The 17,514-nt window shown below is 39.5% G+C and carries 10 protein-coding genes and 1 riboswitch; of the genes, 8 read left to right on the top strand and 2 right to left on the bottom strand.

The genetic code is table 11. From position 1 onward, the window contains the following. Positions 1-184 precede the first annotated feature (184 nt). A complete protein-coding gene (locus UXI14_RS02590) occupies positions 185-1,771 on the top strand; it encodes an amidohydrolase (RefSeq protein ID WP_335964727.1) in 1,587 nt (528 codons plus the stop codon). Positions 1,772-1,837: 66 nt separating this feature from the next. Here the strand turns inward: UXI14_RS02590 and UXI14_RS02585 are convergent, their stop codons facing one another. Beyond that, on the bottom strand, positions 1,838-2,383 hold the full coding sequence (locus UXI14_RS02585; RefSeq protein ID WP_335964689.1) for a DUF2911 domain-containing protein: 546 nt from the start codon (positions 2,381-2,383) through the stop codon (positions 1,838-1,840). A 257-nt stretch (positions 2,384-2,640) separates the two neighbouring features. Here UXI14_RS02585 and asnB point away from each other — a divergent pair, with 257 nt between their 5' ends. From asnB to metE, 7 genes are all read left to right on the top strand, one after another. Further along, complete coding sequence (asnB, locus tag UXI14_RS02580) at positions 2,641-4,311, top strand: asparagine synthase B (protein ID WP_335964688.1); 1,671 nt, start codon at positions 2,641-2,643, stop codon at positions 4,309-4,311. Between the two features lie 366 nt (positions 4,312-4,677). Continuing rightward, positions 4,678-6,618: a DNA topoisomerase (ATP-hydrolyzing) subunit B gene (gene gyrB / locus UXI14_RS02575; RefSeq protein ID WP_277898165.1), complete on the top strand. Its 1,941-nt coding sequence runs from the start codon at positions 4,678-4,680 to the stop codon at positions 6,616-6,618. Positions 6,619-6,793: 175 nt separating this feature from the next. Continuing rightward, on the top strand, positions 6,794-8,182 hold the full coding sequence (locus tag UXI14_RS02570) for a pitrilysin family protein (protein WP_335964687.1): 1,389 nt from the start codon (positions 6,794-6,796) through the stop codon (positions 8,180-8,182). 101 nt (positions 8,183-8,283) lie between these two features. Further along, the gene (locus tag UXI14_RS02565) at positions 8,284-9,672 is read left to right on the top strand and encodes a pitrilysin family protein (protein ID WP_335964686.1); all 1,389 of its coding nucleotides are present in this window, start codon (positions 8,284-8,286) and stop codon (positions 9,670-9,672) included. A gap of 298 nt (positions 9,673-9,970) precedes the next feature. Further along, the gene (locus tag UXI14_RS02560) at positions 9,971-10,897 is read left to right on the top strand and encodes a malate dehydrogenase (protein ID WP_335964685.1); all 927 of its coding nucleotides are present in this window, start codon (positions 9,971-9,973) and stop codon (positions 10,895-10,897) included. 155 nt (positions 10,898-11,052) lie between these two features. Further along, complete coding sequence (gene secDF, locus UXI14_RS02555; protein ID WP_335964684.1) at positions 11,053-14,022, top strand: protein translocase subunit SecDF; 2,970 nt, start codon at positions 11,053-11,055, stop codon at positions 14,020-14,022. 254 nt (positions 14,023-14,276) lie between these two features. Beyond that, a riboswitch (cobalamin riboswitch) is annotated at positions 14,277-14,523 on the top strand. Between the two features lie 152 nt (positions 14,524-14,675). Then, entirely contained in the window at positions 14,676-16,991 is a 2,316-nt protein-coding gene (metE, locus tag UXI14_RS02550; protein ID WP_335964682.1) for a 5-methyltetrahydropteroyltriglutamate--homocysteine S-methyltransferase, read from the top strand. Positions 16,992-17,060: 69 nt separating this feature from the next. Here metE and UXI14_RS02545 read toward each other — a convergent pair whose 3' ends face one another. Further along, a complete protein-coding gene (locus UXI14_RS02545; protein WP_277898171.1) occupies positions 17,061-17,513 on the bottom strand; it encodes a GNAT family N-acetyltransferase in 453 nt (150 codons plus the stop codon). Position 17,514: the final 1 nt, after the last annotated feature.

The following is a 17,514-nucleotide window of genomic DNA, read 5'->3' as shown; positions in this document are numbered from 1 at the left end:
AACCCCCAACTCTCAGCTACATAACATCATAACAGTGAAACAGCATAACGGCACGAAACCTGAAACCTAAAACCTTCTCCTACTATTTTTTGAATTATATTTGGTAATGCTAATTCTAAAAACCAATACAATGAAAATACAGGGAAAAGTCATAGCTGGTATAGCCACGACCTTCTTATTAACCATGTGCATTTCTTGTGCTAGTAAGCAAAAAGTAGATTTAATAGTAGTAAATGCCAAGGTATATACCGTTGATAAAAACATGAGTAAAGCAGAAGCTTTTGCCGTTAAGGATGAAAAATTTATTGAAATAGGAAGCTCTCAATCCATAACAAGTACTTATGAAGCCAAAAAGGTAATAGACCTTGAAGGTAAGCCCGTATATCCCGGTTTTATAGATGCTCATTGTCATTTTTTCGCACTCGGACTTAACAAGCAAAAGGTAGATTTGGTAGGCACGTCCAGTTATAAAGAAGTTTTAGGGCGAGTTGTAGCCTTTCAAAAAGAAAGACAAGCCAGCTTTATCCAGGGCGGGGGCTGGGACCAAAACGATTGGGAGGTAAAAGAATTCCCAACAAAAGATGCCCTGGATTCGCTCTTCCCCGATACGCCCGTAGTTTTGTCCCGTATAGACGGGCATGCATATCTAGTAAACCAAAAAGCACTGGATTTGGCCGGGATTACTTCAGAAACAAAAATAGATGGCGGAGAGATAATCATAAAAAACGGAGAGCCTACAGGAGTTTTGGTAGACAATCCCATGGGACTAATAGATAAGGTTATGCCGGCTATTACCGCGGAAACAGCGACAAATGCACTAACCGATGCCCAAAAAGTTTGCTTCGACTATGGATTAACTACCGTAAATGATGCAGGTTTGAGCAAACAAACCATTCTTCTAATTGATAGTTTACAAAAAACAGGAAAACTGGATATGCGCATATACGCCATGGTAAGCAATACACCCGAAAGTGTAAATTATTTTTTAGAGCGGGGCATACTTAAAACCGACAAGCTCGATGTACGTTCGGTAAAAGCCTATGCCGATGGAGCTTTGGGGTCGCGCGGAGCGGCATTAAAGGCACCTTACACAGACAAGCACGGCCATTTTGGCGCCATGGTAACACCCGTAGACCAAATATACAGCTTGGCAGAACGTCTGGCCAAAACAGATTATCAGTTAAATACCCATGCCATTGGTGATTCGGCAAATGTGGTTGTTTTGCGCGCTTACGAAAAGGCATTAAAAGATCAAAAAGATAGGCGTTGGAAAGTAGAACACGCCCAAATTGTAGATGTAAAGGACTTTCATTACTTTTCCAACAACATAATTCCGTCAGTACAGCCCACTCATGCCACGAGCGATATGTATTGGGCTGAAGACCGCGTGGGGCCAAAACGTATAAAGGGTGCCTATGCATACAAAACATTGCTGGACAAGGCAGGGGTAATAGCATTGGGTACCGACTTTCCCGTGGAGTATGTAAGTCCGTTTTTAACTTTCTATGCCGCCGTTGCCAGAAAAGATGTTAAAGGATTTCCCCAAAACGGGTTCCAAACAAAAGATGCATTGAGCAGGGAAGAAACCTTAAAAGGGATGACCATCTGGGCAGCCTATTCAAATTTTGAAGAAAAAGAAAAGGGCAGTATTGAAAAAGGCAAATGGGCCGATTTTGTAGTGCTCGATAAAGATATAATGACAGTCCCGGTAGAACAAATACCCGACATGAAAGCAACCTATACCTTTGTGGGAGGTAAACAAATGAAATAATAGGTATAAACAAAAAGCGAAGCGGGTATAAACCGGCTTCGCTTTTGTCTTTTTTTAAATTAGTTTTTAATAGGCATATGTAAAAGGAACTTCTACACGAGCCTTGTCCCATCCCATAATCATATTGGCACCGCCATCAATAGGTGCAAAAATAATTGAAAATGACTCCAAAGACTTGCTGTCGGTTTTGGCAGGCACGTTAATCCTGGCCACATCGTTCGACTCATTATAACTAAAAGCACCCCAAACATCGGTATCTTTATTGATAATAATAGTCCATTCGTCTTTTCCGGGAATGGTAAACAAGCTATAAGTGCCAGCTTCAATTGGCTTTCCGCCAAAAGACACATCTTGGTACAACTTAATCTCGGTAGCCTCATTGGCACCGGTCCTCCATACTTCGCCGTAAGGGGCCAGGTCTATGCCAACAACACGGTCTTTAAGTTGAGGCCGGCTATAGATAACCTTGATGAGCGGGGCGGCATTTTTTTCTGGTCGGTAATAAGCAATGTCTGCCGGACTTTTGTCCAATCCGCTAAATTTTTGGGCTTGTACTTGTGTTCCAAACGAAAGTGCAGCTACAAAAAGCATTGCAACGAGGGTCTTTTTCATAATGGTCTGTTTAATTATTAATAGTTATGTATTTATTTGTAGATATTAAACTTACGTTTAATAGTATGAAAAAAGATCTAGAACTTACATTTTATTAGTCAATAATATAAAAAAAATATATTGTCTTTTGTATTTGCAGTAAAAAGATTAATATTTGTTTTAAATTAAAACCAATATTAATCTTTTTGTTTTTAAATTAAAACTTATAATGCATATTTGCCTTATCAATTATTAGATGGTATATAAAATATATAGATATGTGTGGAATTGTATGTGCATTCGATTTAAAGGAAAAGGCCGAAGACTTAAGGCCTCAGTTATTGGAAATGTCAAAAAGGGTCCGTCATAGAGGCCCCGATTGGAGCGGGATTTATAGTGATAATAAAGCCATCTTGGCACACGAGCGTTTGGCCATTGTAGACCCGGCATCGGGAAAACAACCTTTGTTGAGTGAAGACGGAAAACTTATTTTAGCTGCAAATGGAGAAATATACAATCACCGTGAGTTGCGCAAGCAGTTTGAGGGAAAATATACCTTTAAAACAGAATCCGATTGCGAGGTAATCTTGGCATTATATAAAGAAAAAGGAGCTGATTTTATAGATGAAATGAACGGGATTTTCGGGTTTGCAATCTACGATACCGAAAAAGACGAGTATTTTGTGGCAAGAGACCATATGGGGATTATTCCTTTATACATAGGCTGGGATAAAAACGGAACCTTTTATGTAGCTTCCGAACTAAAGGCTTTGGAAGGCGTTTGTACCAAAATTCAACTCTTTCCTCCGGGGCATTATTTGCACAGCTCAGACGGGGAGTTTAAAAAATGGTACGTAAGGGACTGGACAGAATATGATGCCGTAAAAGATAACGAGACCAGTATTCAAAAAATTAAAGAAGCCCTTGAGGCCGCCGTGCACAGGCAATTAATGTCAGACGTTCCTTATGGCGTGTTGTTGTCTGGTGGGTTGGATTCTTCGGTTACTTCGGCCATTGCAAAAAAATATGCCGAAAAACGTATCGAATCAGACGATGCCTCTGAAGCCTGGTGGCCACGTTTGCACTCGTTTTCAGTAGGATTGGAAGGCTCGCCCGATTTAGCGGCGGCACAAAAAGTAGCCGATCATATCGGGACGGTTCATCACGAAATAAAATTTACTATCCAAGAAGGGCTGGATGCCATCAAAGATGTTGTTTATAACCTGGAAACATACGATATAACCACAATTAGGGCCTCGACACCCATGTATTTAATGGCAAGGGTGATCAAATCCATGGGGATAAAGATGGTGCTTTCCGGAGAAGGTGCAGACGAGTTGTTTGGCGGGTATTTGTACTTCCATAAAGCGCCCAATGCAAAAGAATTTCACGAAGAAACCGTACGCAAATTAAGCAAATTGCATATGTACGATTGCCTGCGCGCCAATAAATCTTTGGCCGCATGGGGAATCGAGGGCCGTGTACCGTTTCTGGACAAAGAATTTATGGATGTGGCCATGAGCATCAATCCACAGGATAAAATGATCAACGGCGAGCGCATGGAAAAATGGGTGGTACGCAAGGCGTTCGAGTCGTATTTGCCAGAAAGCGTGGCTTGGCGGCAAAAAGAGCAATTTTCCGACGGTGTCGGGTATAGTTGGATAGACACTTTAAAAGAGATGGTAAACCAAGAGGTAAGCGACGAGCAATTGGCAAACGCCAAGTTTAGGTTCCCGTTACAGACACCTACTTCAAAAGAAGAATTTTACTACCGTTCTGTCTTTGAGGAGCATTTCCCTTCGGATGCAGCTGCACTTTGTGTTCCGCAAGAAGCATCGGTGGCATGTAGTACACAAATTGCCTTAGAATGGGACGAGGCATTTAAAAACATGAACGACCCTTCTGGAAGAGCAGTGGCAAAGGTGCATACAGATGCCTATGAAAAATAAGGAGTTACATTTTTTCACTAAATAATCTTAGTTTGTAGAGGCAAAATCCCGCGAATGCGGGATTTTTCTTTTTTTGACCATCTTCGGAAATGTTAAAAATCACCGAAATCAATTTTAAGGACGTTTTTAGCAGTTCTAACGAACTTTTAGAGTAATTAACAATTGTTGATAATTTTATGCCCAAATAAGCTCAAGGCTTTTAAAACAGCTCTAATTTTCGTATATTTGTAGGTATTCCAACGAATGCACCAAAGTGCATTTTTTTATGTTTGATAATACCAAAAAATAATAGCATTCAGGGTAGCGGAAACTATAATAAAATTCTGGTTTCCTACGCTCTTTTTGTGTAATTAGAAAGGAAAATTTATGAGCGAAGAAGCAAAAAAGCATAATTATTCGGCCGATAGTATTCAGGCACTGGAAGGGATGGAGCACGTTCGTATGCGCCCGTCCATGTATATTGGGGACGTAGGTACAAGAGGGCTTCACCACTTGGTGTACGAGGTGGTGGATAACTCTATTGACGAAGCATTGGCCGGTCATTGCGATACCATCCGTGTGGTAATAAACGAAGATAATTCCATCACCGTTGAAGATAACGGCCGGGGTATTCCTGTTGACCTTCATAAAAAAGAAGGTATTTCGGCACTCGAAGTGGTAATGACCAAAATTGGAGCCGGAGGTAAATTTGACAAGGATTCTTATAAAGTTTCCGGAGGGCTTCACGGAGTTGGTGTATCTTGTGTAAATGCACTTTCCGAAAGTTTGAAAGCCACCGTTTACCGCGACGGTAAAATTTGGGAACAGGAATACGAACGGGGAAAAACTTTATATCCGGTAAAAACCGTTGGCGAGACCGATTTAAGAGGTACTTTGGTTACCTTCAAACCAGACCCTACCATTTTTCAGCAGACGCTTGAATATAATTACGATACCTTGGCCAGCCGAATGCGCGAGCTGTCATTCTTAAATAAAGGAATTACCATTACCCTTACCGATAAACGTCATAAAGACGAAAAAGGGGAATTTGTTTTTGAAAAATTCTATTCGGAAGAAGGATTAAAGGAATTTGTTAGGTTTTTGGACGGTAACCGCGAACCGCTAATTGCAGATGTGATTTCCATGGAAGGCGAAAAGAACGATATTCCGGTAGAGGTTGCCATGGTATATAATACTTCTTTTAATGAAAATTTACACTCGTATGTAAACAACATCAATACACACGAAGGAGGAACGCATTTATCCGGATTTAGGCGCGGGCTAACAACTACATTGAAAAAATATGCCGATGCTTCGGGAATGCTGGATAAATTGAAGTTTGAGATTGCAGGAGATGACTTCCGTGAAGGATTAACGGCAATTGTTTCGGTAAAAGTAGCCGAGCCTCAATTTGAAGGGCAGACCAAAACAAAACTAGGCAATAGGGACGTAACTTCTGCGGTTTCGCAGGCGGTTTCAGAAATGTTGGAAATCTACTTAGAAGAACATCCAGACGATGCCAGATCTATTGTACAAAAAGTAATACTTGCAGCTCAGGCCCGGCATGCAGCACGGAAGGCGCGTGAAATGGTACAGCGAAAAACTGTAATGAGCGGTGGTGGACTTCCCGGGAAACTATCAGACTGCTCCGAGCAGGATCCACAAAAATGCGAAATCTTTCTTGTGGAGGGTGACTCGGCAGGTGGGACCGCCAAACAAGGGCGTGATAGGAATTTTCAGGCAATTCTTCCGCTTCGCGGTAAAATCCTTAACGTGGAAAAGGCCATGCAGCATAAGGTATTTGAGAATGAGGAAATCCGAAATATCTTTACCGCTTTTGGCGTGACAATAGGTACCGAAGAAGACAGCAAGGCACTAAACCTTGAAAAACTACGCTACCATAAAATAGTGATTATGTGTGATGCCGATGTAGATGGATCCCACATTGCGACACTTATATTGACTTTTTTCTTTAGATATATGCGCGAACTTATTGAAAATGGTTATGTATATATTGCCACACCCCCTTTGTACCTTATTAAAAAAGGAAACAAAAAAGCATATGCTTGGAACGATAAAGAACGCGATAAATTAACCGAAGAATACGGTGGCAGCGTAAACGTTCAACGTTACAAAGGTCTTGGAGAAATGAATGCAGAACAATTATGGGATACTACCATGAACCCTGAGTTTAGAACATTGAGGCAGGTAACCATCGACAGTGGTAGCGAGGCCGATAGGATTTTCTCCATGCTAATGGGTGATGAAGTGCCGCCACGAAGAGAATTTATAGAAAAGAATGCAGTCTATGCCAATATTGACGCATAAAATTTTTTAAAAATATCAGTTAAAAACGAGACCGTCTTTTTTAGGCGGTCTTTTTTGATTAAAACTGAAGCTTATAAAAAGTATAGGTGATTGGTTAATTTACTGAAAATGATTGGGTATAGGATTTTTTTGTATTTTAGTTTTGACCATCAGCGCTAAACTAAAATAATTTTATATGAAATTAAGACTTATCATTTTGTTGTGCTTGTTTTTTATTGCATGCAAAAAAGATGCAGGTACAAAAGACCAAACTTCCTCAACGACATACAAAGTGCCTGTTGAGTATTATAAGTTGGATAATGGGCTAAAAGTTATTCTTTCTCAAGACAAAACGGCACCTACGGCCATTATAGCTGTTTATTACAATATCGGTTTTAGGATCGAACCCAAAAACAGGACCGGTTTTGCCCATTTGTTTGAGCATATGATGTTCCAAGGTTCTCAAAATCTTGGCAAAATGGAATTCATTAATTTGGTGCAAAAAAACGGAGGGGTCCTAAATGGTTCCACCCGATTTGATTTTACCAATTATTTTGAGATTGTCCCGGCCAATAAATTGGAAACCATGTTATGGGCAGAGGCAGACCGAATGAAGGGATTGGCAATTACGCAGGACAATTTAACCAATCAACAGGGGGTAGTTAAGAACGAAGTAAAAGTAAATGTACTTAACCAGCCGTATGGGGGATTCCCTTGGTTGGATATGCCTCAATATGCAAATGAAAATTGGTATAATGCCCATAACTTTTACGGCGATTTGGAAGATTTGGATGCGGCCAACCTGGAGGACGTACAAAGCTTCTTTAAAACATATTATGCGCCAAATAATGCTGCGTTGGCCGTTGTGGGCGATTTTAACATTGACGAGGCCAAAAACTGGATGCAAAAATATTTTGGAGGAATCCCTCCGGTTGAATTACCAGAGCATCCCGATATTTCCGAGCCAAAACAAACCGAAGAAAAAGAATTTGTTAAAAATGATTCCCTTGCCAATAAGCCTGCCATTGCGGTTGCGTATAAGATGCCAAAGCGAAATTCTTCAGAATATTATGCCATGGGCTTGCTAGACCAGATATTGGTACAGGGCGACAACGCTTTATTAAGGCAGAAGTTAGTGAGCGAAAAAGGCTATACTTCAGGGATTTCCGGTGGGATAAATTATTTGGGAAACATGTTTAATTACAAAGGCCCCATGGTGTGGATGTTTGATTTTACTTATGATAAGGAAACTTCTAAAGAAGATGTAATGTCGGCAGTAGATTCGGTGATGATAAACCTAAAATCCAGTATTGATAAAAAAACATTAAATGCTGCGCTTGTAAAAATGCGTTCCAGCCTCTATGATGATTTAGGAGGGACGTTTGGATTGGGTAGGGCAGATATGCTGTGTAGTTTTGCCTTATTCGACGACAATCCTAACCGTATAAATACTTTGGAGGATGAATTCAAGAAAGTTACCCCTGAGATTATTAATAAAACAATTGATAATTATTTAAGGGCTACCAATAGGACGGTTCTGGAGGTTAATCCATTGTTGGAAAACGATAAAAACATGGAGAAATAAAATCGAAAGGATTAAAACGGTCGCTTTCATTTTATATGAAAAGCCTCTTTTAATTATTGAAGGGTTAAATGTATCCAATAAAAACGATAAAAATACATCAAATGAAAAACATCATTCTATATATCATGGCAATTGTATTTGTGTTAAATGCAACTGCACAGGAAAAAGAACTTCCACCAAAAGGTGGGAAACCAAAAGATTTTAAATTGCCCGAAAAACAAACCATAAGCCTTGAGAATGGATTGGAATTAGTAATGGTGCCTTATGGGGCAATTCCAAAGGCAACCATTAACATACGGATAAAGACCGGAAATATTCATGAAAAGGAAAATCAGGTATGGTTGTCGGATTTATTGGCCGATTTAATGGAAGAAGGAAGTGAAACCAGTGATGCCAAAAGTATTTCCAATACAATGGCCTCCATGGGCGGAAATCTTAATATATATGTAAACAGTCACGCTACAACGCTTAATACAAATGTGCTTTCGGAATATGCAGGAAAGGCAATTTTCACCATGGCCGACGTATTGATGCATCCAAAATGGCCGACATCAGATCTGGATCGGTTAAAAAACGATATGAAGCGTAGCTTGACCATTCGTTTGTCACGGCCACAGGCACAGGTCAGTAAAGATTTCTATGCGGCCATATACCCGAATCACCCGTACGGGAATATATATCCTACGGAGGAAATGATAGATTCTTATACCATTGATAATATTAAACAGTTTTACAAAGCAAATTTTGGGGCCAAACGAACAGTTGTTTATGTTGTGGGGAAGTTTGATGCATCGGAAGTTGAAAAAGCGGTGAAGGAAACCTTTGCCGTCTGGAAAGAGGGACCTGAGGTTCAGTATCCGCAGGCTACTCCCGTAACCAAGCATGAAGTGAAAATCATCGATCGTCCGGGGGCGCCGCAATCTACCATAATGTATGGGCTACCAACCATAGACCCTTCGAACCCCGACTATTTGGCATTGAGCATAACCAACTCCTTATTGGGCGGTTCTTTCGGTTCTAGGATTACAAGCAATATCAGGGAAGATAAAGGATATACCTATTCCCCATATAGCAACCTTCAAAGCAATTATAAAACTGGAGTTTGGTATGAGTCTGCCGATGTAACTTCGCAATATACCGGGGCATCAATAGAGGAAATAAAAAAGGAGATTTATAAACTACAGGATTCCATCCCTTCCAAAGAAGAGCTTAGCGGAATTAAAAATTACGTATCGGGCGTATTTGTACTGCAAAACTCAACGCCAAGTGGAATTGTTAATCAATTGAGTTTTTTGGACTTGCATGAATTGCCAGAATCCTGGCTAGAGAATAAGGTTAAAAATATTATGGAATTAACACCGGAGCAAATAACGGAAATGACCAAAAAATACATTAAACCCGAAGGCATGACATTGATTGTTGTTGGCGATAAGGAAAAAATTAAATATCAACTTCGGGAAACCTTTGAAAAAGATAGTCTGGAGAAGTAAAAATTATTGAGAAAGCCGCAAACTATCGGGTTCGAATATCTAGACGGTTTTGGAGAAGATGATTGTTATGATGAAGTTGATTTCTCTATCGAAAATAACAAACCGATGTACCGTATGAACAAAGTAGAAAAAACGGGTTTATTACATTCAAGGAAATTCATTGTATATTTTTGATTATAACTGATAATATAAATTAGTTTTATAACATATTTAATAATTTTCAAAGCTACTGATTGTGTTAAAATTAGTAGCTTTGTGTCTTTGTATAACAAACGTTTAAATTAAAATAATATATAATATGAAAGTTACAGTTGTAGGGGCAGGAGCCGTTGGTGCAAGTTGCGCAGAGTATATAGCTATCAAGAATTTTGCCTCAGAAGTTGTTTTGGTAGATATCAAGGAAGGTTATGCCGAAGGTAAGGCCATGGATTTAATGCAGACAGCCTCCCTGAACGGTTTTGATACTAAAATTACAGGAACCACTGGGGATTATGCCAAAACAGCCCATTCTGATATTGCAGTAATTACAAGCGGTATTCCACGCAAGCCGGGAATGACACGTGAGGAACTTATCGGAATCAATGCCGGTATCGTTAAAGATGTATCAAGCAACCTTATTAAGCATTCTCCCAATGTAACTATTATTGTGGTGAGTAACCCAATGGACACTATGACTTACTTGGTGCATAAAACTACTGGACTTCCTAAAAATAAAATTATAGGCATGGGCGGTGCTTTAGACAGTGCTCGCTTTAAATACCGTTTGGCAGAAGCCTTGGGGGCACCTATTTCTGATGTGGACGGAATGGTAATTGGAGGACATAGCGACACAGGCATGCTTCCTTTAACACGCTTGGCTACAAGAAATAGTGTTCCGGTAAGTAAGTTCTTATCTGAGGAACGTTTGGAGCAAGTAAAAGAAGATACTAAAGTTGGCGGTGCAACCTTGACCAAATTGCTAGGAACAAGTGCTTGGTATGCCCCAGGGGCCGCAGTTTCAGGGCTGGTTCAGGCTATAGCATGCAATCAGAAAAAAATGTTCCCATGTTCTACTTTGTTGGATGGGGAATACGGTTTAAAAGATATTTGTATTGGTGCTCCGGTTATTCTGGGAAATGACGGGATTGAAGAAATAGTTGAAATAGAACTAACTGATGCCGAGAAAAATAAGCTTCAGGAAAGTGCTGCTGGTGTTAGAAAAACAAACGGACTTTTAGAGGTGTAAACAAGAAATAAGTAATATTTTTTTACTAAAATCCTGCAAACATGATTGTTTTGTGGGATTTTTTGTATTTCAAATCTTCAAAAAAATAATTGTCAATTCATATCGTAAACGCTATATTTGTCCGTTTTTAAAAATGACCATTAAAATAAATCAGAATGCAGAATAAAGGACTTATTAGGCTGTTTGCTATTTTGTTTGGTATTGTAAGTATTTATCAGCTTTCGTTTACGTTTGTTGCAAACAACGTAGAAGACGATGCTGAAGTTTATGCAGTTAACAAAATTTCAGATGCAGAAGAAAACTACGTGGCCAAGCGAGAAGCCGAAGAATCTAGGTACTTGGACTCTCTTGAAAACCAGGAAGTTTTTAATCTTGGTTTTACCAGTTTTACCTACAGTGAGGTAAAAGAAAAAGAATTGAACAAGGGGCTTGATCTTAAGGGAGGGATTAACGTAATCCTTCAAATATCGGTAAAGGATATCTTAAAAGGACTGGCCAACAATAGCAAGGACCCTGTGTTTAACAAAGCATTGGCGCAAGCAGATGAGACTTCAAAAAACAGTCAGGACGATTACGTTGACATTTTTTTCCAGGAGTTTGAAAAAGTAAGCGGAGGTACTACAAAATTGGCTTCTCCCGATATTTTTGCCAATAAAACACTGAGCGAAGAGATTAATTTTCAGATGACTGATGCTCAGGTGCAGCCTATCATCCGTAAAAAAATTAACGAATCCATTGTTTCTGCATTCGAGGTATTGCGCAAGCGTATCGATAAATTCGGGGTTACCCAGCCAAACATCCAACGTTTGGGTACTTCTGGCCGTATTTTGGTAGAATTGCCGGGTGCTAAGGACGTAGCCCGTGTACAAAACCTATTGCAAAGTACAGCACAATTAGAGTTTTGGGAAACTTATAAGGCAGATCAAGTGGCCCCTTTCTTAATTGCCGCAAACAATACCTTAAAAGACATAGTTGGTACAGATAAAAAAGAAGAAACCAAGGAAGAAACTACTTCCGAAATAGATTCTTTGTTATCAGATGCTGCCGAAGATTCTTTGGATATAGCCAATCAAGTAAATCCGTTATTTGATTTAATTGCCAGTGGTGGGGCGCAAGGGTCTCCCGTAATTGCAATGGTTGCCATTAAGGATACGGCAAAATTCGATCAGTATTTAAAGATGCCGGAAGTAAAACAAGAGCTTCCAGCAAACCTTCAATATGCAAAATTTGCTTGGGGAATTCCTCCAAAAGATGCTCAAGTAGTAGAATTATATGCACTTAAAGGAAACCGTGAAAACGAACCCAACATGAGCGGTGATGTAATTACAGACGCAGCCCAGTCATACGATTTAGGAGGTAGACCTGCGGTTTCCATGCAAATGAATTCTAGAGGAGCCAAAATCTGGGAAGAATTAACAGGAAAAGCATTTAGGGAACAAGGAAACATAGCCATCGTTCTTGATAATATTGTTTATTCTGCACCTGGGGTTTCCAAAGGGGCCATTAGCGGTGGAAATTCTGAAATTTCAGGAGATTTTACCTTAGATGAGGCAGACGATTTGGCAAACGTATTGAGGGCAGGTAAATTACCAGCTTCGGCTGATATTATCCAATCGGAAGTCGTTGGACCTTCTCTTGGGCAAGAAGCTATAGATAGCGGGATGTTCTCATTTATTGTTGCCATGATCTTGGTATTGATATGGATGATTTCATACTACGGTAAAGCTGGTTTGTTTGCAGATATTGCCTTGGTATTTAACATTGTATTGATCTTTGGTGTTTTAGCAGGATTGGGTGCCGTACTTACATTGCCCGGTATTGCAGGTATTGTATTGACTATTGGTATGTCTGTAGATGCCAATGTAATTATATATGAACGTATAAAAGAAGAGATAAGGGCAGGTAAAGGACAGAAACAGGCCATTGCCGACGGGTTTAGCAATGCACTTTCGTCTATTTTGGATGCCAACATCACTACAGGGTTAACGGCCATTATTCTATTGTTATTTGGAACAGGGCCTATTCAAGGTTTTGCCACAACTCTATTGATAGGTATTGCAACTTCTTTATTTACAGCAATCTTTGTTACAAGGTTATTGATTGAATGGAATTCCAGAGGTGGTAAAAATGAATTGTTGTTTACTACAGCACTTACAAGGGCGTTGCCTAAAAATCCGAATTTCGACTTTTTGTCAAAACGTAAAATAGCGTATGTGATTTCGGGTATAATGATTCTTATTAGTGTTGTAGCATTATTTACCAAAGGCCTCGAAGGCGGCGTGGATTTTGTTGGAGGGCGCTCTTATCAAGTACGGTTTGTAGATCCTGTAAATCCTACTGATATTTCCAACGACTTGGAGACCGTGTTTGGTAATACCGAGGTGAAAACATTTGGTGATGCCAACCAGATAAAGGTTACCACCAAATATAAAGTAGATGAAGAAGGAACACAGGTCGATGAAGAAATTCAAAACAAGCTGTTTGAAGCAGTAAAAAAATACCTTCCAGAAGGTACAACATATAACGATTTTACAACAGGTGGCGGAGCAGACAAAATAGGGATCCTGCAATCTATAAAAGTAGGACCCACAATAGCAGATGATATTAAAAAAGATGCTTTTTGGGCAATTTTAGGATCGCTAGCCGTGGTGTTCTTATACATCTTGTTACGTTTCCAAAAATGGCAATTCTCATTAGGTGCCGTTGTTGCGGTTTTTCATGATGTTATGATTGTTCTGGGAATTTTCTCTTTAACATCTAGTATCATGCCTTTCAACATGGAAATAGATCAAGCATTTATTGCGGCAATATTAACAGTTATTGGTTACTCATTGAACGATACCGTAATTGTGTTCGACCGTATTCGTGAGGTTGTTAGGGAAAAAGGATGGAGAGGCGGAGACAATGCCAATGAAGCATTAAACAGTACATTAAGTAGAACATTGAATACCTCATTAACCACTTTGGTGGTGTTATTGGCAATATTTATTTTCGGTGGTGAATCGCTACGCGGATTTATGTTCGCAATGATTGTAGGTATTGGTGTAGGTACATACTCATCTTTATTTATAGCAACCCCGGTAATGTTTGATACATTGAAGAACAAAGGGGAAAAGAAAGAGTAACTGTTTTTAAAATAGTATAAAATTAAGGACTGCCTTTTGGTGGTCCTTTTTTTTTGCAATGGGAATTGCAGCGGGAGCTTTTGTAAATTTTGATATATGCCATTTGACAAAACTACAATCGTAAAGCCCGGGATGCCGCAATAAAATTGCAATTGCCATAAACTAATAACAGAATTTCTTGTCAATGTCATAAAGGAATAGCGAAGACTATAAAAATATTGCGTAGTTTTACCGCTCAAAGATGTTCTTTACATAATAATCAATCAAATAAAGGTTTGGCTTAACGCCAATTAATAGGGAATTGTGTGCAAATCACAAGCTGTCGCGCAACTGTAAGCTTTATGCTGCCCTGATACTTATCGGGATTATCGGCATCCATTAAAAATGCTTTTGCATTTTTGGGCGTGTTGTTTATTTAAAACCACTGTCTTGGAAACAGGATGGGAAGGTAAAACAACATGAGAGCAAGCCAGGAGACCTGCCTGTATTTTAATGATGATGTTTTCGCGATTTGAAGCAATAATCAAGCATTGATAGTAAACACCTTTTTTATAAGGTGTATTTTGCTATGGATGCACGTGTTTTTTAAATCGGGAAAAGTTTAGGAGTAAGGAAATATCTAGAATGTTTAACCGATTTTTAAAAACAAACAAATGATTACACACAATTTAGGGTACCCGCGTATTGGTGCCAAAAGAGAATTGAAGCGAGCGTGTGAGCAGTATTGCTCTGGTAAAATAGACATTTCGGTATTGCTTGAGGAAGGAAAACGCTTACGGAGAGAACACTGGTTACTTCAAAAAGAAAAAGGAATTGACCTTATCCCAACGAACGATTTTTCGTTTTACGACCAAGTTTTGGATATGTCGTATGCTTTAGGAGCTGTTCCTAAACGATTTTCGAATGTATTCCTTGAAGAAGACCAGCCATTGGATTTATATTTTGCCATGGCAAGAGGATATCAAAAAAACGGTTTTGATATTACAGCCATGGAAATGACCAAATGGTTTGATACGAACTACCATTACATTGTTCCGGAATTTTATAAAGACCAACAGTTTAAACTGAATGCCATAAAGGTTGTAGACGAGTTTAAAGAGGCCAAAAGCTTAAATCTTGAGGCAAAACCGGTGTTAATTGGTCCCGTAACGTATTTATTGTTGGGGAAAGAAAAGGAAGAAGGGTTTAACCGCCTTGATTTGATAAACCGCTTGTTGCCCATATATGTAGAGTTGCTGAGTTTGTTGGAAGCCGAAGGAGCAGAATGGATTCAATTGGATGAACCGTTTTTAGTTACCAATCTTTCCGAAAAGGAAAAAGAAATATATATTGAGGTATACAATGCCCTTGCAAAGCGTTTTCCTGCATTGAAGATTATGTTGGCGACTTATTTTGAAGGATTGCACGAAAACACATCTTGGGTAGCCCGGTTGCCTGTATATGCACTTCATGTAGACTTGGTAAGAGGTAAAAAACAATTGAATGAATTATTGTCTGCAATACCAGAAAAGCTGAAATTATCTTTAGGCTTGGTTGATGGGCGTAATATATGGAAGAATAATTTTGAACAATCGTTGTCAATAATTGAAAAAGCAATAGGGGCCATAGGAAGCGACCGTATTAGCATAGCTCCTTCCTGTTCTTTGTTGCACACTCCTTTTGATTTGGATAACGAAACAGACGAAGCAACCTTGCCCTCGGAAGTGAAAAATTGGATGGCCTTTGCCAAACAGAAAATAGAAGAATTATCACTTCTTGCCGAATTGGCTCGGGAAAACCCTTCAGAAAAAGCCAAAAATGCCTTTGAAGCCAATAAGTTAGCAATGAAGAGCAAGTTAACGTCGCAGTTAATACATAATAAAAAGGTAGAAAATGCCGTAAAAGAAATTACTATAGACCATGCAAAACGAAATAATCCGTTTAATATCCGCCAGGCATTACAACATGGAAGTTTAAAATTACCATTGTTTCCTACCACTACCATTGGCTCATTTCCGCAAACCAAAGAAGTACGTTTGCTACGTTCGCAACTTAAAAAAGGGAGCATAACCGCAAATGCTTATGAAACAGCAATTAAGGACGAAATACAAAAAGCAATTTCTTGGCAGGAGCAAATTGGCTTGGATGTATTGGTGCACGGCGAATTCGAGCGTAACGATATGGTTGAGTATTTTGGCGAACAATTAAATGGTTTTGCTTTTACAAAGTTCGGTTGGGTGCAGAGTTATGGTTCCAGAGCCGTAAAACCCCCAATTATTTATGGCGATGTAGACCGCGTTGACCCCATGACCGTTGCGTGGACTAAATATGCGCAAACTTTAACCGACTTGCCGGTTAAAGGGATGCTTACAGGCCCGGTAACAATTTTACAATGGTCGTTTGTACGCAATGATCAATCAAGAGAAGAAACAACCAATCAAATAGCCTTGGCTATTCGAAAAGAAGTACAAGATTTGGAGTTGGCCGGAATAAAAGTAATTCAGATTGACGAACCGGCTATTCGCGAAGGCCTGCCGTTGCGGAAAGAAGCTTGGAAAAATTATTTAGATTGGGCCATTAGAGCATTTAGGATCAGTGCTTCGGCAGTAAACGATGAAACGCAGATACATACCCACATGTGCTATTCTGAATTTAATGATATTATTGAAAGCATAGCAGCTATGGATGCCGATGTAATTACCATTGAAACTTCCAGGTCACAGATGGAATTACTGGATGCGTTTGTAGATTTTAAATATCCTAACGAAATCGGCCCCGGGGTATACGATATTCATTCGCCAAGAGTCCCTTCGGAAAAGGAAATGGAAGCATTGTTGGAAAAAGCTGCTTTGTTAATACCCATACGGAATTTATGGGTAAACCCCGATTGTGGCTTAAAGACAAGAGGCTGGAAAGAAACCGACAAAGCGTTGGTTAAAATGGTAAATGCCGCCAAAGCATTGCGTGAAAAATATCAAGTTGAAGCATAACTTTAATAAGATATGATCTTTATAAATATGAAGCCGTGCTCCAGCACGGCTTCATATTCTTCTTATTTTTTAAAAGTGAAGCTTTAGTCCTTCATGTGAAGCTGTAAAGCCAAGTTTTTCATAGAAGCGTAGTGCCTCTGGCCTTTTTTTGTCTGTGGTAAGTTGGATTAGGTGTGCGCCTTTTTCTTTTGCTCTTTCTATGGCCCATAAAAAAGCTTTTTCCCCGAGCCCTTTGTTCCTGTGTGCTTTATGGATCCGTACCGCTTCTATTTGAGCCCGTATACCGCCTTTGTATGTTATGTATTGAATAAAACTTAATTGAAATGTACCCGTAATTTCCGAGGCTTCGTTTTCTATAACATAGAGTTCTTGATTGGGATCATTGTCAATATTTGTAAAAGCTTTGTAATATTGTTCGGGGAGCGGGGTTTTGTAATTTTCGCGCAAGCTGCCGAGTTTATCATCAGCTAGCATTGCTACAATAGCAGGAACGTCGTTTTTAGAGGCAGATCGAATATTCATT

It is taken from the genome of Galbibacter sp. PAP.153, from assembly GCF_037029175.1.
Lineage (GTDB): Bacteria > Bacteroidota > Bacteroidia > Flavobacteriales > Flavobacteriaceae > Galbibacter > Galbibacter pacificus.
The sequence above is the reverse complement of the archived record's forward strand: the minus strand, read 5'-3'. Positions and strand labels throughout refer to the sequence as shown.

What these genes read in the sequence shown, in the direction of transcription:
- asnB (WP_335964688.1), top strand. Translation starts at nt 2,641, where the DNA reads ATGTGTGGAATTGTATGTGCATTCGATTTAAAGGAAAAGGCCGAAGAC.
- UXI14_RS02560 (WP_335964685.1), top strand. Translation starts at nt 9,971, where the DNA reads ATGAAAGTTACAGTTGTAGGGGCAGGAGCCGTTGGTGCAAGTTGCGCA.
- metE (WP_335964682.1), top strand. Translation starts at nt 14,676, where the DNA reads ATGATTACACACAATTTAGGGTACCCGCGTATTGGTGCCAAAAGAGAA.
- UXI14_RS02545 (WP_277898171.1), bottom strand. Translation starts at nt 17,513, where the DNA reads ATGAATATTCGATCTGCCTCTAAAAACGACGTTCCTGCTATTGTAGCA.
- UXI14_RS02570 (WP_335964687.1), top strand. Translation starts at nt 6,794, where the DNA reads ATGAAATTAAGACTTATCATTTTGTTGTGCTTGTTTTTTATTGCATGC.
- gyrB (WP_277898165.1), top strand. Translation starts at nt 4,678, where the DNA reads ATGAGCGAAGAAGCAAAAAAGCATAATTATTCGGCCGATAGTATTCAG.
- UXI14_RS02565 (WP_335964686.1), top strand. Translation starts at nt 8,284, where the DNA reads ATGAAAAACATCATTCTATATATCATGGCAATTGTATTTGTGTTAAAT.
- UXI14_RS02585 (WP_335964689.1), bottom strand. Translation starts at nt 2,383, where the DNA reads ATGAAAAAGACCCTCGTTGCAATGCTTTTTGTAGCTGCACTTTCGTTT.
- UXI14_RS02590 (WP_335964727.1), top strand. Translation starts at nt 185, where the DNA reads ATGTGCATTTCTTGTGCTAGTAAGCAAAAAGTAGATTTAATAGTAGTA.
- secDF (WP_335964684.1), top strand. Translation starts at nt 11,053, where the DNA reads ATGCAGAATAAAGGACTTATTAGGCTGTTTGCTATTTTGTTTGGTATT.